Source organism: Amycolatopsis sp. NPDC058340 (genome assembly GCF_042723975.1).
Lineage (GTDB): Bacteria > Actinomycetota > Actinomycetes > Mycobacteriales > Pseudonocardiaceae > Amycolatopsis.
This window is the reverse complement of record NZ_JBHXIB010000019.1, coordinates 82183-106170: the sequence shown is the minus strand read 5'-3', so window position 1 is coordinate 106170 and position 23988 is coordinate 82183. Positions and strand designations below refer to the sequence as shown.

Annotated in this window: 20 protein-coding genes and 1 pseudogene; 12 read left to right on the top strand and 9 right to left on the bottom strand. The window is 68.7% G+C overall.

The window, feature by feature from the left end:
• Nucleotides 1-50: 50 nt before the first annotated feature.
• The 3 genes from ACFWIW_RS22110 to ACFWIW_RS22100 form a co-directional block, all read right to left on the bottom strand.
• Entirely contained in the window at nucleotides 51-1379 is a 1329-nt protein-coding gene (locus ACFWIW_RS22110; protein ID WP_378370188.1) for a cellulose binding domain-containing protein, read from the bottom strand.
• A 37-nt stretch (nucleotides 1380-1416) separates the two neighbouring features.
• Nucleotides 1417-3054 (bottom strand): glycosyl hydrolase family 18 protein, encoded by a 1638-nt coding sequence (locus tag ACFWIW_RS22105; RefSeq protein ID WP_378370151.1) that lies wholly within the window; start codon nucleotides 3052-3054, stop codon nucleotides 1417-1419.
• A gap of 261 nt (nucleotides 3055-3315) precedes the next feature.
• A complete protein-coding gene (locus ACFWIW_RS22100) occupies nucleotides 3316-3747 on the bottom strand; it encodes an RpiB/LacA/LacB family sugar-phosphate isomerase (protein ID WP_016336715.1) in 432 nt (143 codons plus the stop codon).
• A gap of 60 nt (nucleotides 3748-3807) precedes the next feature.
• Here ACFWIW_RS22100 and ACFWIW_RS22095 point away from each other — a divergent pair, with 60 nt between their 5' ends.
• On the top strand, nucleotides 3808-4437 hold the full coding sequence (locus ACFWIW_RS22095) for a TetR/AcrR family transcriptional regulator (protein ID WP_378370150.1): 630 nt from the start codon (nucleotides 3808-3810) through the stop codon (nucleotides 4435-4437).
• Here the strand turns inward: ACFWIW_RS22095 and ACFWIW_RS22090 are convergent.
• Nucleotides 4434-4979: a DM13 domain-containing protein gene (locus ACFWIW_RS22090; RefSeq protein WP_378370149.1), complete on the bottom strand. Its 546-nt coding sequence runs from the start codon at nucleotides 4977-4979 to the stop codon at nucleotides 4434-4436. The genes ACFWIW_RS22095 and ACFWIW_RS22090 overlap by 4 nt on opposite strands.
• Before the next feature lie 168 nt (nucleotides 4980-5147).
• Here ACFWIW_RS22090 and ACFWIW_RS22085 point away from each other — a divergent pair, with 168 nt between their 5' ends.
• Both ACFWIW_RS22085 and ACFWIW_RS22080 read left to right on the top strand, forming a co-directional pair.
• Entirely contained in the window at nucleotides 5148-6014 is an 867-nt protein-coding gene (locus ACFWIW_RS22085) for a bile acid:sodium symporter family protein (RefSeq protein ID WP_378370148.1), read from the top strand.
• A gap of 8 nt (nucleotides 6015-6022) precedes the next feature.
• Nucleotides 6023-6826 carry an alpha/beta fold hydrolase gene (locus tag ACFWIW_RS22080; protein ID WP_378370147.1) on the top strand — a complete coding sequence of 268 codons (804 nt, stop codon included), beginning with the start codon at nucleotides 6023-6025 and terminating at the stop codon, nucleotides 6824-6826.
• Nucleotides 6827-6872: 46 nt separating this feature from the next.
• Here the strand turns inward: ACFWIW_RS22080 and ACFWIW_RS22075 are convergent, their stop codons facing one another.
• A complete protein-coding gene (locus ACFWIW_RS22075) occupies nucleotides 6873-8210 on the bottom strand; it encodes an aspartate aminotransferase family protein (protein WP_378370146.1) in 1338 nt (445 codons plus the stop codon).
• Nucleotides 8211-8297: 87 nt separating this feature from the next.
• Between ACFWIW_RS22075 and ACFWIW_RS22070 the strand changes: the two genes are divergently transcribed.
• A complete protein-coding gene (locus ACFWIW_RS22070) occupies nucleotides 8298-9194 on the top strand; it encodes a LysR family transcriptional regulator (RefSeq protein ID WP_378370145.1) in 897 nt (298 codons plus the stop codon).
• Here ACFWIW_RS22070 and ACFWIW_RS22065 read toward each other — a convergent pair.
• Nucleotides 9115-10341, bottom strand: a complete 1227-nt coding sequence (locus tag ACFWIW_RS22065) for an MFS transporter (protein ID WP_378370144.1) — start codon at nucleotides 10339-10341, stop codon at nucleotides 9115-9117. The genes ACFWIW_RS22070 and ACFWIW_RS22065 overlap by 80 nt on opposite strands.
• 64 nt (nucleotides 10342-10405) lie before the next feature.
• Here ACFWIW_RS22065 and ACFWIW_RS22060 point away from each other — a divergent pair, with 64 nt between their 5' ends.
• Both ACFWIW_RS22060 and ACFWIW_RS22055 read left to right on the top strand, forming a co-directional pair.
• A complete protein-coding gene (locus tag ACFWIW_RS22060) occupies nucleotides 10406-10768 on the top strand; it encodes a MerR family transcriptional regulator (RefSeq protein ID WP_378370143.1) in 363 nt (120 codons plus the stop codon).
• A 151-nt stretch (nucleotides 10769-10919) separates the two neighbouring features.
• Nucleotides 10920-12059, top strand: a complete 1140-nt coding sequence (locus ACFWIW_RS22055) for a Gfo/Idh/MocA family protein (RefSeq protein ID WP_378370142.1) — start codon at nucleotides 10920-10922, stop codon at nucleotides 12057-12059.
• Here the strand turns inward: ACFWIW_RS22055 and ACFWIW_RS22050 are convergent.
• Together ACFWIW_RS22050 and ACFWIW_RS22045 are read right to left on the bottom strand one after the other, a co-directional pair.
• Nucleotides 12056-12799, bottom strand: coding sequence for a GAF and ANTAR domain-containing protein (locus ACFWIW_RS22050; protein WP_378370141.1), 744 nt, complete (start codon nucleotides 12797-12799; stop codon nucleotides 12056-12058). The genes ACFWIW_RS22055 and ACFWIW_RS22050 overlap by 4 nt on opposite strands.
• A 38-nt stretch (nucleotides 12800-12837) precedes the next feature.
• Nucleotides 12838-14754 (bottom strand): GTP-binding protein, encoded by a 1917-nt coding sequence (locus ACFWIW_RS22045; protein ID WP_378370140.1) that lies wholly within the window; start codon nucleotides 14752-14754, stop codon nucleotides 12838-12840.
• Between the two features lie 259 nt (nucleotides 14755-15013).
• Between ACFWIW_RS22045 and ACFWIW_RS22040 the strand changes: the two genes are divergently transcribed.
• The 6 genes from ACFWIW_RS22040 to ACFWIW_RS22015 all read left to right on the top strand — a co-directional run bounded on the left by ACFWIW_RS22040 (nucleotide 15014) and on the right by ACFWIW_RS22015 (nucleotide 23093).
• Nucleotides 15014-18583: a CARDB domain-containing protein gene (locus ACFWIW_RS22040; RefSeq protein ID WP_378370139.1), complete on the top strand. Its 3570-nt coding sequence runs from the start codon at nucleotides 15014-15016 to the stop codon at nucleotides 18581-18583.
• 100 nt (nucleotides 18584-18683) lie between these two features.
• The gene (locus ACFWIW_RS22035) at nucleotides 18684-19283 is read left to right on the top strand and encodes a TetR/AcrR family transcriptional regulator (protein WP_378370138.1); all 600 of its coding nucleotides are present in this window, start codon (nucleotides 18684-18686) and stop codon (nucleotides 19281-19283) included.
• Nucleotides 19273-20154 carry a crotonase/enoyl-CoA hydratase family protein gene (locus ACFWIW_RS22030; protein WP_378370137.1) on the top strand — a complete coding sequence of 294 codons (882 nt, stop codon included), beginning with the start codon at nucleotides 19273-19275 and terminating at the stop codon, nucleotides 20152-20154. The genes ACFWIW_RS22035 and ACFWIW_RS22030 overlap by 11 nt, the downstream gene beginning before the upstream one ends.
• Nucleotides 20151-21041 (top strand): diiron oxygenase, encoded by an 891-nt coding sequence (locus ACFWIW_RS22025; RefSeq protein ID WP_378370136.1) that lies wholly within the window; start codon nucleotides 20151-20153, stop codon nucleotides 21039-21041. Before ACFWIW_RS22030 ends, ACFWIW_RS22025 begins: the two co-directional genes overlap by 4 nt.
• A gap of 17 nt (nucleotides 21042-21058) precedes the next feature.
• Nucleotides 21059-21316, top strand: coding sequence for a hypothetical protein (locus ACFWIW_RS22020; protein WP_037341666.1), 258 nt, complete (start codon nucleotides 21059-21061; stop codon nucleotides 21314-21316).
• 109 nt (nucleotides 21317-21425) lie between these two features.
• On the top strand, nucleotides 21426-23093 hold the full coding sequence (locus ACFWIW_RS22015) for a glycosyltransferase 87 family protein (protein WP_378370135.1): 1668 nt from the start codon (nucleotides 21426-21428) through the stop codon (nucleotides 23091-23093).
• A 12-nt stretch (nucleotides 23094-23105) separates the two neighbouring features.
• Here the strand turns inward: ACFWIW_RS22015 and ACFWIW_RS22010 are convergent.
• A pseudogene (locus tag ACFWIW_RS22010) lies at nucleotides 23106-23834 on the bottom strand (DUF3100 domain-containing protein); the annotation flags it as partial.
• Nucleotides 23835-23988: the final 154 nt, after the last annotated feature.

Sequence of the window (23988 nt, the reverse complement as noted above, 5' to 3'; positions counted from 1 at the left end):
TCCCCGCATCCGACGAGGTGAAGGGCCCCTTCAGCCCCGGCCAAGGGACGTCAGAAGCCCGCGGTGATCCGCGTGAAGTCCCAGTCGTTCTGTGCGATACCACTGCAGTTCTCGGCGACCCCGCCGTTCGGGCAGCCCCGGTCGCGGTTGGTCGACCAGAACGCCAGCCTGGCGATCTTGTTGGTCTTCGACCAGTTCGTGATCCGGGTCCAGGTGTCGAGACTCGTCAGTTCCCGCTGGTCCGAAAGTCCGTTCATCCCGCTGATGCCCAGGTGGGCGTACGCCGTGGCGTCGTCCCACCCGAAGGCCGACTTCAGCTTGTCCCGCAGGCCGTTCGCGGCGTTGATCGTGTTGCCGTACATGTCCGCGCCACCGCCGAAGTCGAACGGCATGATCGTGTAGACGTCGATTCCGGCGTTCAGCGCCTTCGACTGGTCGATGAGCCGCTGGCCCCAGAAGTTCGGGCCGGTGGTCGTCGTGCCGAAGGTGAGGATGGTCTGGATACCGGGGTTGTTCGCCTTCACGATCTTCAGCGCGTTCAGCACACGGTCCTGCACGACCGCGTTCTCGAACTCGTCGGTGTTCTCGATGTCGATGTCGATCGCCTTGAGACCGTAGGCGTCGATCACCTTCTGGTAGGCGACGGCGAGCGCTTCCGGCGTCGAGCAGTTCGGGCCGAGCTTGTTGCCGCTCCACCCGCCGAAGGACGGCACGATCTGCCCGCCCGCGGCCTTGATCTGCGCGATCGCGTTCGCGTCGACGCCGCCCTGCAGCGGACGGCTGCCGTCCCAAGCCGGATTGCAGCCACCGGACGACAGGATGAACGCCATCGTGAACCATTTGATCCCGGTCGCGTTCATGACCGTCTGCGGGTTCGGCGGGCTGCCCCAGCCCATGTACAGATACGGCGCGCCACGGCCGCCGGGCAGCGGCGGGTTGCTCGTGGACGTCGTCGGAGAGGTGGTGGGCGTGGTCGGCGTCGTGGTCGGACCGCCGCCGCCCGGATCGCACGAACCGCCGTTGATCTTGCAGTTCGCCGGGGCGGCGTAGCCCCCGGAATACTTGACGTTGAACCCGAAACTGGTGCTGCCGCCGTTGGAAAGGTTGCCGTTCCAGGTGTTCTTCACCGTCACGTGCTGCCCGGAGACGGAGTAGCTGCCGTCCCACAGCGAAGCGATCGAGTGCCCGGCGGGGAGGTCGAATTCGACCGTCCAGGCGGGAAGGCTCGATCCCGAGTTGTTGCTGATCGTGTACTTGCCTTCCCAGCCCGAGCCCCAATCGGAGCCCTTGCTGAAGGCGGCGCCGACGCCGCCGGCCGCGGAGGCCGGCGCGATCACGAGGACCGCGCCGGCCGTCGCGGCAGCGGCGGACAGGCCGATGGCCTGGATCCAAGTCCGCTTTGCCACAGTCAACCTCTCAGTTCAGGCCGTTGCGCATGGCCGTGACCAGTTCGCCGTTCGAGGTGTCGCCACTGAGCTCCCAGAAGAACGCGCCGCCGAGACCCTGGTTCTTGGTCCAGCCCATCTTCCCGTTGATGGTCGCGGGAGTGTCGTAGCTCCACCAGTTGTTGCCGCACTTCGCGTACGCGGTGCCCGCGACGGTGCCGGTCGACGGGCAGCTGTTCTTGAGGATCTTGTAGTCCTCGATGCCCGCTTCGTACGTGCCCGGTGCCGCGCCGGTCGCGGTGCCGCCCGGGGCGTCCTGCGTGACGCCGGTCCAGCCTCGTCCGTAGAAACCGATACCCAGCAACAGTTTGCTCGCCGGGACACCCTTGGCCTTGAGCTTCTGGATGGCCTCGTCGGAGTTGAAGCCCTGCTGCGGGATGCCGGGGTAGGACGTCAGCGGCGAGTGCGGGGCCGTCGGGCCCTGCGCCGCCCAGGCGCCGAAGAAGTCGTACGTCATGACGTTGTACCAGTCGAAGTACGCCGACGCGGGGCCGTAGTCGGCGGCGTCGATCTTGCCGCCGCTGCTGGCGTCCGCGGTGATCGCGGCGGTGACCAGGAACGAGGAGCCGAACTTCGTGCGCAGCGCCTGTGCCACGTTCTTGATCGCGGCGGGGCCGCTGGTGTCACAGGTGAGACCGCAGGCGTTCGGGTACTCCCAGTCGATGTCGATGCCGTCGAAGACGTCGGCCCAGCGCGGGTCCTTGATCAGCTTGTAGCAGGATTCCGCGAACGCGGCCGGGTTCTTCGACGCCTGGCCGAAGCCGCCGGACCAGGTCCAGCCGCCGAACGACCACAGCACCTTCAGGCCCGGGTACATCTTCTTCAGCTTGCGCAGCTGGTTGAAGTTGCCGCGCAGCGCGCCCGCGTCCCACGTGTCCGCGACACCGTCCACACTGGACGCGGCGTCGTAGAACTTGTCGTAGTCGGCGTAGGTGTCGTCGTTCGCGGTGCAGGAACCGTTGGTGACGTTGCCGAAGGCGTAGTTGATATGCGTCAACTTCGCCGCGGAACCGGAAGTGTGGATGTTCTTCACGTGGTAGTTGCGGCCGTAGACGCCCCACTGCACGAAGTAGCCGAGGTTCTTCTTCGCGCCCGGGTTCGGGTTCGAAGTCGTCGTGGTCGGCGGGTTGCTCGTGCTGGTCGACGTCGGGGGATTGGACGTCGTGGTGGTCGGCGTGGTCGGCGTCGTGGTCGGGTTACCGCCGCCGGGATCACAGGAGCCGCCGTTGATCTTGCAGTTGGCGGGCGCGGTGTAGGTGCCGGAGTACTTGACGTTGAAGCCGAAGCTGGTGGAGCCACCGTTGGAAAGGTTGCCGTTCCAGGTGTTCTTGACGGTCACGTGCTGGCCGGAGACGGTGTAGCTGCCGTCCCACAGCGAAGCGATCGAGTGTCCCGCCGCGAGGTCGAACTCCACCGTCCAGGAGGGGAGACTCGATCCGGAGTTGTTGGTGATCGTGTACTTGCCTTCCCAGCCGGATCCCCAGTCCGAACCCTTGGTCAGGGTGGCTCCGACTCCTCCCGCCGCGTTCGCCGGGACGGTCACCAGACCGACCGCGAGCGCCGCGACGGCCGTGAACAGGCCGACCAGATGCCATCTTTTTCTCGACATTTCACTCCTTACAACCCGGTGCCGGGAAATGATCTTGGAGATGATTTCGTCAAAGGGAAATCGGCGACATCGCGTTGCCTCGGCCGAAACCGGGCAGGCGGGGATGAGTCTTCATCGACCACCTCCATGCGGAACGCTTTGTTGCGGGAGACGGTACGTGGTCTGGACCAATATGGGAAGCATCACTACGTAGCGTGGTGATTTTCCTGCGAACGGCCTAATACGTTCGACAGCGTTAACCGTTCACTGGTTCGGTGCGGTTCAGCGGCGGAATTCGTCCATTTCGCCGAGGCGGGCGATATTGGCCGATTCATCGGGGTCGGGCGCGACACCGGAAAGGAACACGTCGGTGATTTCGACTGCGACGTCGGGAGCGAGCCGCTTGAGGCTCAGTGCCAGCACGTTCGCGTCGTTCCACTTGCGCGCGCCCGCGGCGATCCAGGTGTCCCAGGCCAGCGCCGCGCGGACCCCTGGCACCTTGTTTGCCGCGATGGCCGTGCCCGTCCCGGTCCAGCACATCACCACGCCGAAATCGGCCTCGCCGTCCGCGACCGCCCTGCCCACCGCCGCGCCGAGTTCCGGCCAGACGTCCGACACCGCGGGCCGGAGCACCTCGTGGCCCGCCTCGGCGAGATAGGCCTGGACGGCGTCCGTGGTGGCGTTCCGGTCGTCGGCGGCGAAGGCGATCCTCATGTCCGGATCGTAACGCCGCGTCGACGGGTGACGAACCGGAAGTCATGGGAGGATCACGGCGTGGACTCGTCTGCGGAGGAGCACCAGGTCCAGCGTGACCAGGAGATCGCACGGACACGGATTCTCGAAACCGCCGCCCGCCTGATCGGCGAGGCAGGGTTCGCCCGGCTCAAGATCGGCATGATCTGCGCCAGGACCGGCTACCCCAGCGGAGTCGTCTACCAGTTGTTCGGCTCGAAGGAGACGCTGGTGCAGCGGCTCGTCGAGTTCGCCGCGGAGAAGTTCGCCGACGTCTTCAGCGCCGCCGTCGCCACGCGGACCGGCGGTTTGACCCCCAGCCCGATGGACATGCTGCGCGCCCTGCTGGACATCTTCTTCGAACTGCTCACCGACATGCCGCCGCTGAACCGGGCCTTCGTGGTGCTCTGGACCGACGCGACCGTCGGTGATCCGGCGGTGCGGTCGGCGATGACCGAGGCCGATCGCCGGTACCGGTTCGCCATCGCGCAGACCGTCGCCGCCGGACTCGCGGACGGTTCCATCACCGGCGTCCGCGACCCGGACGCCTACGCGGCGGCACTGGTGGGGCAGCTGCGAGGGGTCGCCGTGGCTTCGATCATCGACCCCGGCGGAATCGATCTGCGTGCCGTCCGCGCGGAGATGGAATACGCCGTGGACCGCCTCGCCTAAACCTTGGCCAGCTCCGCCGCGCCGAAGGACACGTTGAACCGGTCGCACCAGATCGTCACGCTCGAATAGCGCGCCAGATCGGTGCCCGCGGGCAGCTGATAGTTCTGGTTTCCCTTGTTGCCCTTGAGTTTCCCGACGCTCACGTACGCGCCGTCGTCGAACACGGACCACCCGGCCTTGCCGGGGATCACCGGCGCGTCGGTGAGCCAGACCCGCAGATCCGGGCCGTTGCTCGTGTCGAGGTTCTCGAGGCGCAGGACCAGTGATCCGTCGGCCGCCCGCAGGATCCGGACGTCGCCGGTGGTCGCGTGCTCGTGGCTGATCAGCGCTCCGGTCGCCACGACCGTGGGCTCTTTCGGGGCGGGCGTGGCGCTTCCCGAAGGCTGAGCCGTCGGTTGAGCCGAGGGCTGGGCGACGACGGGCACGGCCTCCTGGACCGTTTCGTTCACCCAGAGCTTCCACGGCTGGAACCAATAGAGGCCCGCGGCGGCCGCCACCGCCACGCCGACCGCCGCCACGGCGAGCACCCGCTTGCGTTTCATGAGGACATTCAACCGTGCGGACCGTCCGGATCGCCCGGTTCGGGCGGTTACCGAACTCTTACGGCGCCGATCGGGCGGGGTCACGGCTGGGTGTCGGTGCCTTGACCCCGGTCACGTCGCTTGACACGATTGCCGATCTGAAAAGGGCATATCGGACGGAGGCCCTCGATGGGTTCGGCGATGTTTTCCATCCTCCTGCCGGTAGCGCTGGCGCTCGTCATGTTCGGGCTGGGGCTGACCCTGACCGTCGGCGACTTCACGCGGGTGCTGAAGTACCCGAAGGCCGCCGTCATCGCGCTGGTGTGCCAGATGATCGTGCTGCCCGTGATCTGCGTCGGCCTCATCCTGCTGTTCGGCCTCGAAGGCGTGCTCGCGGTCGGCATGATGCTGCTCGTCGCCTCGCCCGGCGGAACGTCGGCGAACCTGTTCAGCCACCTCGCCGGCGGCGACGTGGCCCTCAACGTCACACTCACGGCGATCAACTCCGTGCTGGCCGTGTTCACCCTGCCGCTGGTGGTCGGCCTGTCGATGGCCGAATTCCTCGACGGCGGCGGCTCGGTCGGGCTCCAGCCCGCGAAGTTCGTGCAGGTCTTCGCGATCGTGCTGATCCCGGTCGTGCTCGGGATGGCGGTGCGAAGCCGGTTCACCGCCTGGGCCGAGCGGATGCGCAAACCGGTCAAGATCGGCTCCGCCGTGGTGCTCGTGCTGGTGATCGCGGCCGCGATCGCGCAGGAATTCCGGACGCTGGTGGACAACATCGGCACGCTCGGGCCGGTGGCGCTGGCGCTTTCCGTGCTCAGCCTCGCGATCGGGTACTACGTGCCGAGACTGTTCCGGGTGGACCGCGGGCAGGCGATCGCGTCCTCCATGGAGATCGGTGTCCACAACGCCACCCTCGCGATCGCCGTGGCGTATTCGGTACTCGGCGACAAGGCGATGGCCGTACCCGCCGGGGTCTATGGCGTGCTCATGTTCCTGCCCGCCGGGATCGCGGCCTTCCTGTTGTCCCGCAGCAGGGAGAGCGCGCCGGTCTAAGCTAGGACGTGCCTCGTTCCCCCATCGGCGAAATCCTCGACGTGAACGGCGTCGCCGTCCATATGCGCCAGGACGGCGACGGGCCGCCGATTCTGTTGCTGCACGGGTATTGCGGGTCGGTGCACTGGTTCGACCGGCTCACCCTCGGCCTGTCCGCGGCGCATCACGTGATCCGGGTGGATCTGCTGGGGCACGGCTGCACCGGTGGTTCTTCCGGGCTCGACGCGGTGTCGCAGGCGCGCATGGTGGCCGGTGTCCTCGATGCGCTGGGCGTCGAGGACGTGCTGGTCGCCGGGCACTCCTTCGGTGCGGATGTCGCGTTGGCGCTGGCCGGGATCTCGTCACGGGTGGGTTCCCTGGTGCTGATCGGGCAGGCGCCCGACTACAGCTACGCGTCCTTTCCGCCGGGGAGCGCGGTTCTGCTGCCGATGGTCAGCGCGCTCGTGCGGTTCGTGGCTCATCGCCCGTGGATGCGGTTCGCTTCGCGGTTCCGGCGAACGGGCTGGTTCGGCGATCCCTTGCAGGACCTGGCCGATCACGCCGTCACCTCGCCCGCGATGGCCCGGGTGGTGCTCGTGGAACGCGCGCGACTGCTCGCGTTTCGTCCTCTCGATGCGCAAGTGGCGGCCTTGGGTTTGCCGTGCCTGGTGATTCTCGGGCGCCGGGACCGCTTTTACGACTGTGACAGGACTTTCGCGCGTTATTCGGCGGTCGGGGCGCGGGTGGAGGTCGTGGAAGGTGCCGGGCATTCGCCGTTCTTGGAGCGGCCGGGCGAGGTCGCTCGGTTGCTTCGGGAGTTCCGGGCCTCGTGAGTGGCAAGGACGGTTAGAACCGTCCTTGCCACTCACGAGACTGGACTCAAGACCAGCGCGCGCTTGCGTCCCCGATCGCCTGGTCCAGCACCGCCAGCCCCTCCGCCAGCTCGTCTTCGGTGGCCGTCAACGGGGGAGCGATCCGGAAGACCCCGCCCATCCCCGGCAGCTGCACGATGTTCATGTGCAGCCCCAGTTCGAGGCAGCGCCGGGTGACCAGCGCACCGAGTTCGTCGGAACTCCGTTTCGTGGCACGGTCCACGACGAGTTCCACGCCGACCAGCAGGCCCCGCCCGCGGATGTCGCCGACGACGGGATGGCGGGCGGCGATGTCGTCGAGGCCGCGGCGGAGGAAGGCACCCAGTTCGGTGGCGCGTTCGTCGAGGCGGTCGCGGGTGAGGACGTCGAGCACCGTGTTCCCGACGGCCGCCACCAGCGGGTCCGCGACGTGCGTGGTGAAGAACAGGTAGCCGCGGTCGTGCGCCTCCTGCTCGATCTCGGCGCTGGTGATCACCGCCGCCAGCGGGAGACCGGCGCCCAGCGTCTTGGACAGCGTGAGGATGTCGGGGACGACGCCGTCGCGTTCGAAGGCGTACCAGTTTCCCGTGCGGCACAAGCCGGTCTGCGCCTCGTCGAGGATCAGCAGCATCCCGCGTTCACGGCATTTCTCTTGCAGAGCGGCGAAATAGCCCACCGGTGGCTCGATGATCCCGCCGGAGCTGAGGATCGGTTCGACGATGCACGCCGCGAGGCTGCCGACGGACTGGGCGTCGATCATCTCGAACCCGAAGTCCAGCTGGCGCTTCCAGTCCAGTTCCCCGTCCGGGCCGAGGAAATCGGGCCGGTACGAATTCGGCGAGGGAATGGCGAAGTTGCCGGGCGCGGTCGGGCCGTAACCCTTGCGGCCAGCGCTGTAGGTCGCGTTCGCCGCCGCTTGCGTCATCCCGTGCCACGACCGGGCGAACGACACGATCTCGTGTTTCCCGGTCACCAGTTTCGCCATCCGGATCGCGGCCTCGTTCGACTCCGCGCCGGTGGTGAGCAGCAGCGCCTTTTCCAGCGGCGAAGGCAAGGTCTCGGCCAGCCGTCGCGCGAGGTCGACGACCGGGCGGCTCAACATCCCGCTGAACAGGTGGTCCAGCGAGCCGATCTGCCGCCGCACGGTCTCGACGATCTCCGGATGCGAATGCCCGAGGATCGCGCTCATCTGCCCGGACGTGAAGTCGAGGATCCGCCGCCCGGATTCGGTGAACAGGTAGCTCCCGGCGGCGTGGTCGATGATCTCGCGGGTGAAGTCGCCGGCCCCGGCGTAACGCACGAGGTGCCGGTCGGCGTCGGCCCAGAAACGGTCGGTGGTGGACAGGTCGGTGATCGGAGCAGCCATGTCCCGACGGTAAAACCCCGCCGAGCGACACGTCCAGCTCACGATTCCGGCTGTGCTGTTCGGCTGATCCGTACAACAATGGGTGCCATGCTCAATCCTTGGAGGCTCAGCCTGTTGAGCAGGCTGGACACGCTCGGCACCGTCCGCGCGGTCGCGAAAGCGGCCAACCTGAGCGCGTCGAGCGTGTCTCAGCAGCTAGCGGTCCTCGAGGCCGAGACGCGCACGCAACTGCTGGAGCGCACCGGCCGCCGAGTCCGGCTGACCCCGGCCGGGCGCATGCTGGCGCGCCGCGCGCGAGCGATCCTCGACCACATGGACACCGTCGAGGCCGAGTTGCGCGGTCTCGGCGAAGGGCCCGCGGGGCACGTCCGCCTCGGCGCCTTCCAGAGCGCGATCCACACCATCGCCGTCCCCGCGGTGAACCGGCTGGCCCGTTCGCATCCGCGTCTCCAGATCGAACTGCTCGAACTCGAACCGCATGTGAGCATGCCCGCGCTCCGGGTCGGCGACGCCGACGTCATCATCACGACCACGGATTTCGTCGAGCAGCCGCTGGGGCCCGACATCGACTTGGTGCCGCTCGCGACCGACCCGATCGTGCTGGTCGTCCCGCCCGGTCATCCGGCCGCGGGCCGGGGTCCCGCCGACCTCTCCGCCTACGCGAGCGAGCCCTGGGCGTTCGACATCCCCCAGTCGTACATGGCGAACCTCGCCACCCGGCTCTGCCGCGAAGCCGGTTTCGAGCCGCGCGTGATCGCCCGGTTCAGCAACTACATGATGACCTTGCAGCACGTCGAGGCCGGGCTTTCGATCGCGCTCCTGCCCGGCCTCGCCGTCGACAAGCGGTACCGCGTCGCCACCCGCGAGCTCGCGACGCCGGTCGACCGCTCCATCACCGCGGCGATCAGGCGTGGGTCCGCGCCTCGCGCCGCGGTCGACCTGGTTCTCGAGGCGATCCGGAGTCATCCGGAACTGCCGCTGTGAACCCGTGCCGTCGCGCCACCAGCACCACGGCCAGCGTCGGCACGAGCAGCACGAGGACACTCCAGGGGAACGACTCGGCACCGAAGCCGTCGAGGAGGAGGCCGCCGGCGATCCCGCCGGCCGCCATCGCCGCGTTCCACAGGGTGACCAGCATGGCCTGCGCGATATCCGCCGCGCCGCCCTGGTCGCCCGCCCGCGCGGCGGCGGTCTGCAGCAGCGTCGGCACGCCGCCCCAGCCGAGCCCCCACAGGGTCACCGCGACGTAGACCAGTGCCGGATTCTCGCCCAGCAGAGCCAAAATCGTCGCCCCGAGCGCCACGAGAAGGGTGCCCGCGACGGTCAACGCCCGCAGCCGCCGGTCGATGTGGACGCCGACGAGCCAGATGCTGACCATCGACGCCAGGCCGAACACCAGCAGGATCGCATCGACCGAGCCGCCCATCGACACGTGGTCGAGGAAGGTCGCGATGTAGGTGTAGAGGATGTTGTGCGCCAGCACGAAAGTCAGCGTCACGAAGAGCACCGCGGCGACGCCGGGAACGGCGAGCGTCTTGCGCACCGGGAGCCTGCCGGCCTTGTCCTGCCCGGGGAAATCGGGGACGCCCACCGCGATCCAGCCCAGCAGGCCGAGCGCGAGCACCGACATGAGCGAGAACGTCATCTGCCAGCCGAAGACGCCGCCCAGGAATGTGCCGACGGGGATGCCGAGCGAGAGCGCGAGCGGGATACCGGCCATCACGACGGCGATCGCCTTGCCCTGCACCGGCTCCGGCGCCAGCCGCCGGGCGTAACCGGCCAGCAGCGCCCACACCAGGCCCGCCGCGATGCCGGCGACGAACCGCGCGCCGAGGGTCAGCGGATAATTCGTGGACAGCGCCGTGACCGTGTTCGCGACGGCGAAACCAGCCACTCCGGTCAGGAGCAAGCGTTTGCGGCGCCAGCCGGCGGTCGCGGCGGAGAGAGGGATCGCGGTCAGCGCGGTGCCGATCGCGTACACCGTCACGAGTTGTCCGGTCGCCGCTTCTCCGACGCCGAGCCCGGCGCTCATCGCGGGCAGCACGCCCGCGGGCAGTGCCTCGGTCAGGACGGTGACGAACGCCGCCGTGGTCAGCGCGAGCAGCGCGCCGAGCGGGAGTTTCGAAGTCATGGTCCGTATGCTCGAACCATCACATAGATGTGAAGGTCAAGTCGGCCGGGGTGAGGTGGCGCACATGCGGATCGGGGAGCTGGCGGAGCGGACGGGGACGTCGCGCCGTCTGCTGCGGTACTACGAGGAGCAGGGTCTCATCGTCTCGGAGCGGCTGGCCAACGGCTACCGTGATTACGCCGAGCCCTCGGTCGACCGGGTCATCCAGGTGCGCGGCCTGCTCGACGCCGGGTTGCCGACCAGGATCATCAAGCAGATCCTGCCGTGCCTGGACAAACCCCGGCAGATCTACTTCCCGGACGCTACCCCGGAGATGCTCGAAACCCTGGAGGCCGAACGCGACCGGATGACCCGGCGGGCCGAATGCCTGCTCCGCAACCGGGACGCCATCACCGAGTACCTCGACGCCGTCCGCGCCCGCCGGTGAGCTGAGGGGAGCTTTCCCCTCGTCTGACGCGGGTAAAGCGCCCTTCGCCGCGTCTCATGTGGGGAAAGTCCCCTTCAGCCCCCATCGGTCTTGACAGGGTGAGAAAGCGCTTTCAGGATGTGGCTAGGAAAGCGCTTTCAAAGGAGAACGGATGACCACGCGGAAACTCGGCGTCGTGATGAACGGCGTCACCGGGCGGATGGGCTATCGGCAGCACCTGGTGCGCTCGGTCCTGGCGATCAGGGAGGCCGGCGGGGTCGAGCTGGCCGACGGTTCGCGGGTGCAGCTGGAGCCGGTCCTGGTGGGGCGCAACGCGGACAAGCTCGAAGAGATCGCCACCCGGCACGGGCTGACCCGCTGGACCACCGATCTCGACGCCGCCCTCGGCGACGACGATCTCCCGCTGTACTTCGACGCGCAGCTGACCGCGGTCCGCGAGAAGTCGATCGTCCGCGCCATCGACGCGGGCAAGCACATCTACACCGAGAAGCCGGTGGCCGAGTCGGTCGAAGGCGCGCTCGCGCTGGCGCGGCACGCCGAGGCGGCCGGGGTCAAGAACGGCGTCGTCCACGACAAGCTGTACCTGCCCGGCCTGCTCAAGCTGAAGCGCCTGATCGACAGCGGCTTCTTCGGCCAGATCCTGTCGGTGCGCGGCGAGTTCGGTTACTGGGTCTTCGAGGGCGACTGGCAGTCCGCGCAGCGTCCCAGCTGGAACTACCGCGCCGAAGACGGCGGCGGCATCGTCGTCGACATGTTCTGCCACTGGAACTACGTGCTGGAGAACCTCTTCGGCGCCGTCAACGCCGTGACCGCGAAGGCCGTCACCCACATCCCGGAGCGGGTCGACGAGAAGGGCGACCGGTACGCGGCCACGGCCGACGACTCCGCGTACGCGATCTTCGAGCTCGAAGGCGGCGTCATCGCCCAGCTCAACTCGTCCTGGTGCGTGCGGGTCCACCGCGACGAACTGGTCGAGTTCCAGGTCGACGGCACCAAGGGCAGCGCGGTCGCCGGTCTGCACAAATGCGTCATCCAGCCGAGGGAGGCCACGCCGAAGCCGGTGTGGAACCCGGACCTCGCGGAGACGCGGTCCTACCGGTCGCAGTGGCAGGAGGTGCCGGACAACGAGGACTTCGGGAACGGTTTCCGCGCACAGTGGGAGCAGTTCATCCGCCACGTCGTCGAGGACGCCGCGCACCCCTACGACTTCATGGCCGGGGTGCGCGGCATCAGGCTCGCGGAAGCCGGCCTGGAGTCCTCGCGCGAGGGCCGCCGGATCTCGCTGGGCTAACGGCCGAAAACCGCGCTCGGATCCTCGGCGATCAGCACCGAGATCTCCCGGATCTTGCGGTTCGTGTGCTGCGACGCCTCGGTGAGCCAGCGGAAGGCTTCCTCGGCGTTCAGTTCCAGACGTGCCATCACGATTCCCTTCGCGGTGGCGATGGCGTCCCTGGTCTCCAACGCGGCGACCAGGGTCTCCGCCTGTCGTTCGGCGGCGGCCCAGCGGGACGCGGTCAGGATGATCGCCGAGATCGCCGAGGTGAACATCGCGACCAGGGCCGCCTCCACCGGGTCGAAGGCGTTCTCCTGGAAGCTCCAGACGTTGAGCGCGCCGGCCAGCGGTTCGGTTTCGCGCCGCCGGAAATGGGACTCGTCCGGGACGAACAACGGGCAGGCCAGCGCGGTCCGCACGCCGAGCAGATCGGCGGTGGCGGCGAAGTCCGGCCAGCGGGCGGCCGCGTCGGCGTCCAGCAGGGTCCGGACGATCGTCCCGCTCTCGGCGGCCTTCAGGCAGGGCCCCTCGTCGGCGCTGTACTGCGCTTTGTCCAAGGGAAGCAAGGACTCGTCGGTGGCGGCGACGGTGCTCGGTTCGTGGTCGGAGTACAGCGTCACCGTGGCCGCGTCCGCGCCCGGCAGCAGGCCGACCACCTTCTTCGCCACCCGTTCCAGCAACTCGTCGCGGGGCTCGTCGAGCCGCATCGACTCCGTGAGCTCCCGCAACGCCGAAGCGGTGTCGCGAAACTGATCCATCGTGGCCCTTTCCCTCGGACGGCGGATTTCGCCGACCATCAAGAACGTACTCGTTCCGGCTGGCCGGGTATTGGCCGATTCGGGCTAACCCCGGGCCGGTGGCCCGCCGGTTCGGTGGCCATCAGGCCTTCGCCGTGCGTGAGCCCGGGCAGTTGCCGCTCGAACCGGGCGACCTCGCCCAGCGGGAGCACGCCCGTCAGCTCGGCCCGGTCGCCGCGCACCACCGAGCCGGTGACGATCCCGCCGCCTTCGACCAGCCGGGAAAGCGTCGCGGGCACCGAGCCGGCCGGCAGTTCCACCTCGACCCGGCTGACCGGTTCGAGTACCTCGGTCCCCGCCTCGCGCAACGCTTCCGCCAGCACGAACGGGGTGACCTTGCGGAAATCGCCCGCCGCGCTGACCGGGCTGAAGTAACCGGTATGGGTGACGGTCACCACGCAGTCGATCACCTCCCGGCCCGACGGGCCCCGCCGCAGTGTCGCGTCGACGGTCTCCTCGATGGCCTTGTGGAAGGCGAGCGGGAGGGACCCGAGTTCGACGTCGAGGCCGAAGGTCAGGCCGGATCCGGGGTCGCCGGGGCCGACCCGCAGCCCGAGCGTCGCGAAGTACGGATTCCGCTTCTCGGTGATGAGCCACACCGAGTGCCCCGTGCCGGTCGGCCGTTCGACGAGGACCGGCCGGGTGAGGCTGAAGCCGACGTCGAGGCCGTACTGCGTGGCGAGCGTCTCCGCGATGATCTCCTTCTGCACTTCGCCGTAGAGCCGCACGGAGATCCGGCGGGTCTCGTCGTCCTGCCGGACGGTGATCAGCGGATCCTGTTCCGCCAGTTCCTGCAGGGCGGTGAACACCGGCGCCGTCTCGGCGGGGGCGGCCGGGATGACCTCGGTTTCCAAGGCGGGCGGCGGAAACTGCGTGGACACACGGTCGTCCTCGGGGACACCGAGGAAGTCGCCGATCCGGATCTCCTTGAGCCCGGTGATCTTGGCGATCTGGCCGGCCCGCGCACGGGCCTCGACGGTCTCGTCGCCGAGTTCGAAGACGCGTACCGCGCTCACCTTCGCCTCCGCCTCGACCGTCCCGCCCGGACGATGGAACCGGACGTGGTCCCGCGCGCCGAGCTCGCCGGAGAACACGCGGACATAGGCGATCTTCTCGTGCCCGCGGCCGCGTTCGATCTTGAACACCGCGGCGCGCAGCCGGTCATCGGGCACGGGTTTCCCCGCATCCGCAAGGTATTCGCGGATGCCCGACGTCAGCTCGGCGATCCCTTCGCCGCTGCGCGCGGAGCCGGCGAAGACCGGCGAGACGTCGCCGAGCCGGGTCTGGCGGGCGACCTCGGCCCGGTAGTCCTCGGCCGTCACACGGTCTTCGAGATACGCGGCGAGGAAGGCGTCGCTGTGCTCGGCCAGTTGCTCGGCCAGACCGGGCGACGGTGCGACCGGGCGCGGCCGGACCTTCGCGGCCGCCGTGCCGAGACCGTCGACCTCCGACATCGGCACGCAGGCGACGCCGAGGCGTTCGGCGAGGTCGGCCAGGAGGCCGTCGTGGCGGGCGCCCGCGCGGTCGATCTTGTTGACGAAGATCAGCACGGGGATCCGCAGCCGCTTGAGCGCTCGCATGAGCACCCGGGTCTGCGCCTGCACGCCCTCGACGGCGGACACGACGAGGACGACGCCGTCGAGCACCCGCAGCGCGCGTTCGACCTCGGCGATGAAGTCCGGGTGGCCGGGGGTGTCGATCAGGTTGACGCGCAGGCCGCCGACGCGGAAGGCCACGACGGCCGAGCGGATGGTGATACCGCGACGGCGTTCCAGGTCCATCGTGTCGGTGCGGGTGTCCCCGGCGTCGACGCGGCCGAGGGTGCCGATGGCGCCGGTGTGGTGGAGCAGGCGCTCCGTCAGGCTCGTCTTACCGGCGTCGACATGGGCGAGGATTCCGAGGTTCAGGTACTCCATGGATGAACGGCTCCAGGGCTGTCGAAAGGTCCATACGGCAGGGGGACTCGACAGCTCGGCGCACGCCGTTCTCCTTCTTTCCGGGAAAGCACCTGGTCGGGCCGGACGTTAGCAGCGTGTTTCCGGCCGGTCACGCGATTTAGGCCGGGCCGTTGACTTGCGGCGGCCCATGAGCTGTAATTCTCGAACAATTCAGCGCAAGAACATGACAAGAGTCAGGAAGATTCCGCTCAGTCCCCTCCCGGAACAGAGGAATGTCATGAGAACGAGGCGCCTTCTGACGTACGCCGCCCTGTCCCTTCTTCTGGCCCCACCCGCGGTCGCCGCGGCCGATCCCCCAACGGGCTTGGCGCCCCCTGCCGCAGCCGCCGAAGCGGCCGACGCGACGTACACCGCCAGCAGTCAGCTGCCCGGGTACGCCGTTTCGAACGTCGGCGACGGGAACCAGGCCACCTACTGGGAAAGCACGAACAACCAGTTCCCGCAATGGATCCAGGCCGACCTCGGCGCGGCAACGAACATCGCCCGGCTCGTGCTCAAACTGCCCTCCGGCTGGGAAGCCCGCACCCAGACGTTCGCGGTGCAGGGCAGCGGGAACGGTGCGAGCTTCAGTGATCTCGTCCCGTCGGCCGTCCACCGGTTCGACCCGGCGACGGGCAACACCGTCACCCTCGACGTCACCGGGAACACCCGGTTCGTGCGGCTGAACATCTCCGCCAACACCGGCTGGCCCGCGGCCCAGCTCTCGGAGTTCGAGGTGCACGGTCCGGCGGGCGGGGACACGCAACCGCCGTCCGCGCCGGGGAACCTCGCCTACACCGAGCCGTCGAGCGGCAAGATCCGGCTCACGTGGTCGGCCTCGACCGACAACACCGGCGTCACGGGGTACGACGTGTACGCCAACGGGCAGCTTCGCGGGAGCGTCGCCGGTGACGTCCTGACCTACACCGACGACCAGCCGGAAAGCGCGACCGTCGCGTACTCCGTGCGGGCACGCGACGCGGCGGGCAACCGGTCGCCGAGCAGCGGAACGGTGACCAGGACGGGGACACGCGCCGGGACGAATCTCGCGCTGGGCAAGCCGATCACGGCGTCTTCGGTGCAGCACTCCTACGTCGCGGCCAACGCCAACGACGACTCCACGGCCACCTATTGGGAGGGCGCGGCGTACCCGAACCTGCTGACCGTGGCGCTCGGATCCAACGCCGACCTCGACCGCGTCGTGGTCAAGCTCAACCCCGATCCCGTCTGGGCCCAGCGGACGCAGACGATCGCGGTCGAAGGGCGTGACCAGGGCGCGGCCGAATTCACCACGCTGGTGCCCGCGCAGACGTACACCTTCACCCCGTCGAGCGGCAACATCGTGACGATCCCGGTCGGTGGCCGCGCCGCCGACATCCGGCTGCGGATCACCGCCAACTCCGGTGCCCCGGGCGGGCAGGCCGCGGAATTCCAGGTCTTCGGCGTCCCCGCCCCGAATCCCGACCTCACGGTCTCGGGTGTTTCGTGGTCGCCGGAGAACCCGGTGGAGACCGACGCGATCACGGTGTCGGCGACCGTCCGCAACGCCGGGACCGCGGCGTCGGGCGCGACGAACGTGAACCTCTACCTTGGCACCGCGAAGGTCGGCACGGCGCCGGTCGGCGCACTCGCCGCGGGAGCGTCGGCGACGGTCTCGGCGGATATCGGCACCCGGGAAGCGGGCAGTCACCAGATCACCGCGAAGGTCGACGAGGCCAACGCCGTCGTCGAGCAGGACGAGGGCAACAACTCCTACACCGGTGCGACGGCGCTCGTCGTCAGCCCGGTCCAGAGCTCCGACCTCGTCGCGGCCACCGCCTGGTCGCCGAACAACCCGACGCCGGGCGGCACCGTGACCTTCTCCGCCACGGTCCGCAACCAGGGCACGGTCGCTTCGGCCGGTGGGGCCCACGGCGTGACGGTGACGATCACCGACCAGAACGGCGCCGTCGTCAAGACGCTCAGCGGCTCGTACTCCGGCGCGATCGCCGCCGGGGCCACCGCGCCGCCGGTGAACGTCGGCACCTGGACCGCCGGGAACGGCCGGTACACGGTCAAGACCGTCGTCGCCAACGACGCCAACGAGTTGCCCGCCAAACAGGGCAACAACACGAGCACGCAAGCGTTGTTCGTCGGCCGAGGCGCGAACATGCCCTACGACATGTACGAGGCCGAAGACGGCGTGGTCGCGGGCGGCGCGTCCGTGATCGGCCCGAACCGGAAGATCGGCGACCTCGCGGGCGAGGCGTCGGGCCGCAAGGCCGTGACGCTGAACTCGACCGGCGCCTCGGTCGAATTCACCACCCGCGCGGCCACGAACACCCTGGTGACCCGGTTCTCGATGCCGGACGCCGCGGGTGGCGGCGGGCAGAACTCGACGCTGAACGTCTACGTCGACGGCACTTTCCTGAAGGCCATCGACCTGACTTCGCGCCACGCGTGGCTTTACGGCCCCGAAGCCTCTCCGCAGAACTCTCCCGGAGCCGGGCCCGCTCGCCATATCTACGACGAGGCCAGCATGCTGCTCGGCACGACAGTGCCCGCCGGGCACAAGATCAAGCTGCAGAAGGACGCCGGCAACGGCTTGAACTACGCGATCGATTTCGTGAACTTCGAGCTGGCGACGGCGGCCGCGAACCCCGACCCGGCGCGCTACGCCGTCCCGGCCGGGTTCACCCAGCAGGATGTGCAGGCCGCGCTGGACAAGGTCCGCCAGGATCCGAACCTCACCGGCGTCTTCCTGCCGCCGGGGCAGTATCCGATGACGAACAAGGTCACCGTGTACGGCAAACCGATCACGGTGCTCGGCGCCGGGCCGTGGTTCACGAGGTTCACCGCGCCCGCCGGGCAGGAGAACACCGACATCGGGTTCGACGCGCAGGCGAGCGCGAGCGGTTCGACGTTCGGCGGGTTCGCCGTGTTCGGGAACTACACGTCCCGGATCGACGGCCCCGGCAAGGTCTTCAACTTCACGAACGTCACGAACATGACGATCGACGACATCTGGGTGGAGCACCAGATGTGCCTGCTGTGGGCGACCAATGTGGACAACACGACGGTGAAGAACTCGCGGATCCGCGACATGTTCGCCGACGGGCTCAACTTCACCAACGGCAGCACGGGAAACCGGGTCACCAACAACGAGGCCCGCTCGACCGGTGACGACAGTTTCGCGCTGTTCGCCGCCACGGACCTCAACGCGGGTAACCAATACGACAACGTGTTCGAGAACCTGACCGTGCTGCTTCCCTGGCGCGCGGCGGGGCTGGCGGTGTACGGCGGGTACAGCAACACCTTCCGGAACCTCTACATCGCGGACACGCTGACGTACTCGGGGATCACGATCAGTTCGCTCGACTTCGGCTATCCGTTCCTCGGATTCGGTCCGCAGCCGACGACCGTCCAGAATGTCTCACTGGTCCGCACCGGTGGTCATTTCTGGGGGCAGCAGACGTTCCCCGCGATCTGGATGTTCTCCGCCTCCAAGGAGTTCCGGGGTATCCGGGTGTCCGATGTGGACATCCAGAGCCCGACGTACAGCGGCATCATGTTCCAGACCAAGTACACCGGAACCCGTCCGGAGAACCCGGTCGAGGACACGGTGCTGACGAACGTGTCGATCACCGGCGCGCACCGCAGCGGTGACGAGTTCGACGCGAAGTCGGGGATCGGGATCTGGGTCAACGAGCTGCCGGAACCGGGCCAGGGCCCGGCCGTCGGCTCGGCGACGTTCACCGGGCTCACCCTGAGCGACAACGCCGAAGACATCCGGAACAAGACGAGCACGTTCACCATCAACCGCAACTGAGTGCCCCCCTCGTGAGTGGCAAGGACGGTTAGAACCGTCCTTGCCACTCACGAGGCCCAGGGCGTTGCCGAAGCGCGGAATCCGTGCTTCACTCCTTGCCATGCCGTACCGACGGACCCCGAAGACGCAGGCCAGACTGGACTCGCAGCGAGGCGAGATCCTGGCCGCGGCCATCGCGCTGCTGGCCGAGACCGGCTACGCGGGCTGCTCCATGGCCGCGGTCGCCACGCGGGCGGGCGTGGGCACCGGCAGCGTGTACCGGCAGTTCCCGTCCAAGGCCGACCTCGTCGTCGAGGTCTTCCGCGAGGTGGTCTCGCGGGAGGTCGACGCCGTCGAAGCCGCCGCTTCCCACGGAGACGTCCGCGAGCGCGTCGTCGCCGTGATCGAGACCTTCGCCGGGCGGGCGTTGAAGGCGCCGAGGCTGGCGTACGCGTTGCTGGCCGAGCCGGTCGACGCCGTGGTCGAGGCCGAGCGGCTGGTCTTCCGCCGTGCGTTCCGCGAGGTCATCGCCAGGAACATCGCCGACGGCGTGAAGCGGGGGCTGCTGCCTCCGCAGGACGCGGAAGCGACCGCAGCGGCACTGGTCGGCGCGGGCGCGGAAATGCTGGTCGGCCCCCTGGCCGGGGACGGCGGCCCGGACACGATCCCGCACCTGGTCACGTTCACCCTTCGCGCGCTGGGAGGTTCCGATGGCGTTTGAGACGCTCAGGTACCGCGTCCAAGACCGGAAGGCCTACCTGACCCTCAACCGCCCCGAGCGGCTCAACGCGATCAACGAAGTCATGCCCGGCGAGATCCGGCGGGCCGTGGAGCTGGCGAACGAGGACGACGCGGTCCGGGTGATCGTGGTGCGCGGCGAAGGACGGTCGTTCTGCGCCGGATACGACCTCAAACAGTTCGCCGAGGGAGATACCGAAGGCCGCTGGAACCAGGGCCCGGTCTGGGATCCGATCAAGGACTACCGGGGGATGAAGCGCAACACCGACGACTTCTTCAGCCTGTGGCGGTCGCTGAAACCCACCATCTGCCAGGTGCAAGGGCACGCGATCGCCGGCGGCAGCGACATCGCCCTGTCGTGCGACGTGCTGATCATGGCGACCGACGCGCGCCTCGGCTATCCGCCCGCCCGGGTCTGGGGCTGCCCGACCACCGCGATGTGGGTCTACCGCGCCGGGGCCCAGCGCGCGAAGCGGATGCTGCTCACCGGCGACACCATCGACGGCGCCACCGCGGCGGAATGGGGACTCGCGCTCGAGGCGGTGGAACCCGAACGGCTCGAAGCCGCCGTCGAGGAACTGGCCGACCGGATGGCGAGCGTGCCGACGAACCAGCTGGTGATGCAGAAACTGATGATCAACCAGGCCTACGACAACATGGGGCTGGCCGGCACCCAGACGCTCGCCACGCTTTTCGACGGCATCACCCGGCACAGCCCGGAAGGCCGCTGGTTCCGCGAATTCGCCGAACGCGACGGTTTCCACGAGGCGGTGGCCTACCGCGATTCCGGACAGGTCATCCCGGACGGCGGCGGACCGCTGCCGGAGCACACTGACCCGAGGAGGTCGTCATGACCGCGAACACCGAAAGCGAACGGGTCGCCGAGCGTCTGCAGCGCTCCTCCGCACGGCTCTCCTACGACCCGGACGTCGACGTCGACTGGCAGGCACCGCTGGTGGACGGGGCGTACGGCAAGGCGCCGGAACGCTGTTCCTTGTACGGCACCGAATTGTGGGAGCGACTCGACGAGGGGCAGCGCGCCGAACTGAGCCGCCAGGAGGCCGCGGCCGCGGCGGCGTCGGGTATCTGGTTCGAGCTGATCCTCATGCAGGGCCTCGTACGCCATGTCTACAACAGCGACCCGACGACCCACAACGCGCAGTACGCGCTCACCGAGATCGCCGACGAATGCCGTCACAGCACCATGTTCGCCCGCTCGATAGAGAAGAGCGGCGGTGTCGTCCGGCGCCCGAGCCGCACGGCGCACCGCGCGGGCAAGGTGTTCGGCGCGATCTGTGGCCCGGCGTTGCTGTTCGCCGGCGCCATCTACGTCGAAGAACTCGCCGACGGCATGCAACGCGAGATGATGCGCGACGACAGCCTGCAGCCGATGATCCGGATGATCTCCCGTATCCACGTCGTCGAAGAGGCACGCCACATCAGCTTCGCCAAGGACGAACTGAGCCGGGCCTGGGCCCGTCACGGCCGCGTCGGCCGCGAGCTGATCCGCTGGGCGATCGCCGGGATGGCCTACGTCGCGACGTCGGAGTTGTTGCACCCCAAGGCATACACCTCCGTCGGCCTCGATCCCCGCGAGGCCCGCCAGGTCGCCACCACGAATCCGCACTGGCGCCGGACCAAGGCGGCATGGGCGGCCAAAGCCGTCGACCACTTCACCGAGATCGGCCTCATCGGCGGCCCGAGCCGCCGCCTCTGGCGCCGCGCCGGTGTCCTCGATTGAACAAGGAAAGGCATTCCATGTCCGCACGCACCGGCAAACTCCTCGGTCTCGGCATCGCCGCGACCGGTCTCGCCCACTTCGCCGCTCCGGCCGCTTTCGAACCCGTGACGAAGATGGCCTTCGCCGATGACGTCCGCAACTGGACCTACCGCAACGGCGCCACCGAACTCGCCATCGGCCTGGCGATCGCGGCCCGGCCGACCCGGAAGGCCGGTGTCGCCGGGCTGGCCGTCTACGCCGGATGGCTGGGCAAGCGGGTCCTCACCCGGCGCTGAGATCGTGGTACCGGGGTAGGGGTCCGCGGTCCGGCGATACCCCGGTAGCGGGCGAAGACGGTTCCGCCGGGCGATGTGCCGCGGCCGCGTGAGGGAGATCGTTCTCCCCATGGTCCGGATCAACGCCCCGCTCGCCGTCGGCTTCGCGGTCACCGTATTCGTCGCGATCGCGCTGATCTGGTGGCTTTCGGACACCCCGCTCGGGGTCGACTCGGCCGTCTACCGCGCCGGTGGGGCCGCCGTGCTCCACGGGGACCCGCTGTACGCACCTCTGACCGCGCTGCCCGGCTGGGCACCGGAACTGCCGTTCACCTATCCGCCGTTCGCCGCGCTGCTCTTCGTCCCGCTGACCGCGCTGCCGGCGCAGTGGTGCTGGGGTCTGCTGGCGATCGCGGCGGCGCCCTCGCTCCATGTCGCGCTCCGGCCTTTCACCGAGCGCGCGTACCTCCCGCTCGTGCTGCTCGGCGCGTTTGCGCTGCAACCGGTGTGGCAGACGATCGGACTCGGCCAGGTCAACCTCCTCCTGATGGCCGTCGTGGTCGCGGATGTGCTGCCGCTGCGCGATTCACGGTTCCGCGGGATCGGGATCGGGCTCGCGGCGGCGGTCAAACTGATCCCGCTGATCTTCATCGTCCACCTCGTGCTCGTCCGGCGGATCGCCGACGCGGCCCGCGCCTCGGCGGCCTTCCTCGGCGCGACGACGCTCGCGTTCGTCCTGCTGCCGGAGGATTCCGTGCGCTACTGGACGTCCGCGATCTTCAACGGCCACTTCGCGGAGATGAAAGGCTGGGTGGGAAACCAGTCGTGGCAAGGCTTCGTCGCCAGGACGCTACCGGACGGCACCGTCGCGGCAGTGGTGATCGGCTGCTTCGGCGTCCTCTGCGCGATGGTGACGATGTGGCTGGTCCGGCGCCTTCACCGCGCGGGCGACGATCCCGCCGCTCTGCTGGTGACGGCCGGTTGTGCCTTGCTGCTCAGCCCGATCTCGTGGACGCACCACTGGGTGTGGGTGGTACCCGCTCTCGCCTACCTGTACGCCAGGCGGCCGGCGATGGCCATGGCCGCCGTCGTGTTCACGGGCTGGACCGTCGCCGTGGTGCCCGGGGGAGGCGGCGCCGAACGCACGTGGAACTTCGGTCAAGCCGTCGTCGGCAACGCCTACCTGATCGCGGCGCTCGCGCTGCTCTTCGTGCTCGGCCGCCGTCCGTCCGATGTGGACAGTTCACCGGAGGGCTTCGGAGGTTTCCGCTCATCCGGTGAACCCGAGGACGAACTGGGCCAGCAGAGCCGAGGTGAAGAAGGAACCGGCGAAAACGAGAAGGGTGACGACCACCGCGCGCCAGCTCAGGGTCCGCAAGATCTTCAGCTGCCGGACGGTCACGCACAGACCGACGCAGCTGAGCACGGCGGTGGCCAGCGTCAGCAGATCGACGGCCGACAGGATGCGCAGCATGGTCGCCGCCCACGGCAGTCCCGGAACGGTCAACGCGGCGCCGACGAGCGCCGCCCACAGCACGGTCGGCACGAACCGGCCGGTCCGCTCGCCGATGATCCGTACCCCGAAGGCGAGGGCGAGCAGCAAGAGCATCCCCGGCGCCGCATCCCATCCCGCGGTGACGAGAAGAAGCACGGTCACGGCCGCGCCGGTCACCAGCCGCGAGGGCACGACGGTCGCCTTCTGCTCGACCGTGCCCCCGGATATCAGCCGGTTCCGCACGGCGGCGGGGGAACGGTACAGCCGCTCCAGTACCGGAAGGACGACGAAGGCGCCGAGTAGCACCGTGGTGACGTAGGTCAGCACGTCACTGGCCGTCGCCAGCGCGAGGATGTCGTCCTGGGGCAGGTCATGGGAACCGTGCGCGAGCGAACCCGCGCAGGAGATCGTCATGCCTCCGCTGCCGACCCCGCAGGCCATCGCCAGCGCCGTGGAACTGAACAGCGGAATCGCCGACCCGATGCCCGCGAGTGCGGAGAAGAACAAGGACCCGAAGAGCGTGCCGCTGACGTAGGTGGCGAGAACGCCTGAACCTTCCGGCCCGGAGATGCCGTACCGCTCGGTCACCAGTGCGATGCTGGGTTCGCGGCCGATGGAGAAGGTGGCGCCGATACTCGCGCGTCCGAAGCCGAGCAGCAGAGCCGCCGGGAAGGCCAACAGCGCTGTTCCCGCCTTTCCGAGGCTTTGCACGAGGATCGCCGGCCCGGCCTCGACGATCGTGGGCAGCGCCGTACCCAGCACGACCCCGGCACGCACCACGAAGACCACCGTCAGCAGTTGCAGAAGCTGCCCGGCGCAGGACCAGACCGGCGCGGCCGCCTCCGGACTCCGCCAGGACAACGACAGGTTGAGGGCGACCGTGATCACGAAAGCGAAGAAAAGCGGAAGCAGGACGAGCGCGAACGTGCCGATCCGTAGTTCCAGCGCGCCCGCGTACTCCGTTCCCGCGGTGACCAGCGCGCACAACGTGGTGACCCCGATGACGACCGCCGTCCCGGTCCTGGCGTTCGACGACTCGGACATGGCCACCCCCGGAACCCACCATGCCCGAAGATCCTTTTCCCGGACAGGGGCTCTTCGGGCGACGGGACGGCCGCCGATCCGGGTCGCCAAGCCGGTGTGGCGGTGACGCTGTCTGCGATTTTCCGCTCTGGCGCGAAAGCCTCGCCGGACGGCG

What these genes read in the sequence shown, in the direction of transcription:
- ACFWIW_RS22030 (WP_378370137.1), top strand. Translation starts at nt 19,273, where the DNA reads ATGGCGTTTGAGACGCTCAGGTACCGCGTCCAAGACCGGAAGGCCTAC.
- ACFWIW_RS22040 (WP_378370139.1), top strand. Translation starts at nt 15,014, where the DNA reads ATGAGAACGAGGCGCCTTCTGACGTACGCCGCCCTGTCCCTTCTTCTG.
- ACFWIW_RS22060 (WP_378370143.1), top strand. Translation starts at nt 10,406, where the DNA reads ATGCGGATCGGGGAGCTGGCGGAGCGGACGGGGACGTCGCGCCGTCTG.
- ACFWIW_RS22075 (WP_378370146.1), bottom strand. Translation starts at nt 8,210, where the DNA reads ATGGCTGCTCCGATCACCGACCTGTCCACCACCGACCGTTTCTGGGCC.
- ACFWIW_RS22020 (WP_037341666.1), top strand. Translation starts at nt 21,059, where the DNA reads ATGTCCGCACGCACCGGCAAACTCCTCGGTCTCGGCATCGCCGCGACC.
- ACFWIW_RS22085 (WP_378370148.1), top strand. Translation starts at nt 5,148, where the DNA reads ATGGGTTCGGCGATGTTTTCCATCCTCCTGCCGGTAGCGCTGGCGCTC.
- ACFWIW_RS22045 (WP_378370140.1), bottom strand. Translation starts at nt 14,754, where the DNA reads ATGGAGTACCTGAACCTCGGAATCCTCGCCCATGTCGACGCCGGTAAG.
- ACFWIW_RS22025 (WP_378370136.1), top strand. Translation starts at nt 20,151, where the DNA reads ATGACCGCGAACACCGAAAGCGAACGGGTCGCCGAGCGTCTGCAGCGC.
- ACFWIW_RS22050 (WP_378370141.1), bottom strand. Translation starts at nt 12,799, where the DNA reads ATGGATCAGTTTCGCGACACCGCTTCGGCGTTGCGGGAGCTCACGGAG.
- ACFWIW_RS22100 (WP_016336715.1), bottom strand. Translation starts at nt 3,747, where the DNA reads ATGAGGATCGCCTTCGCCGCCGACGACCGGAACGCCACCACGGACGCC.
- ACFWIW_RS22015 (WP_378370135.1), top strand. Translation starts at nt 21,426, where the DNA reads ATGGTCCGGATCAACGCCCCGCTCGCCGTCGGCTTCGCGGTCACCGTA.
- ACFWIW_RS22055 (WP_378370142.1), top strand. Translation starts at nt 10,920, where the DNA reads ATGACCACGCGGAAACTCGGCGTCGTGATGAACGGCGTCACCGGGCGG.
- ACFWIW_RS22035 (WP_378370138.1), top strand. Translation starts at nt 18,684, where the DNA reads ATGCCGTACCGACGGACCCCGAAGACGCAGGCCAGACTGGACTCGCAG.
- ACFWIW_RS22105 (WP_378370151.1), bottom strand. Translation starts at nt 3,054, where the DNA reads ATGTCGAGAAAAAGATGGCATCTGGTCGGCCTGTTCACGGCCGTCGCG.
- ACFWIW_RS22090 (WP_378370149.1), bottom strand. Translation starts at nt 4,979, where the DNA reads ATGAAACGCAAGCGGGTGCTCGCCGTGGCGGCGGTCGGCGTGGCGGTG.
- ACFWIW_RS22070 (WP_378370145.1), top strand. Translation starts at nt 8,298, where the DNA reads ATGCTCAATCCTTGGAGGCTCAGCCTGTTGAGCAGGCTGGACACGCTC.
- ACFWIW_RS22065 (WP_378370144.1), bottom strand. Translation starts at nt 10,341, where the DNA reads ATGACTTCGAAACTCCCGCTCGGCGCGCTGCTCGCGCTGACCACGGCG.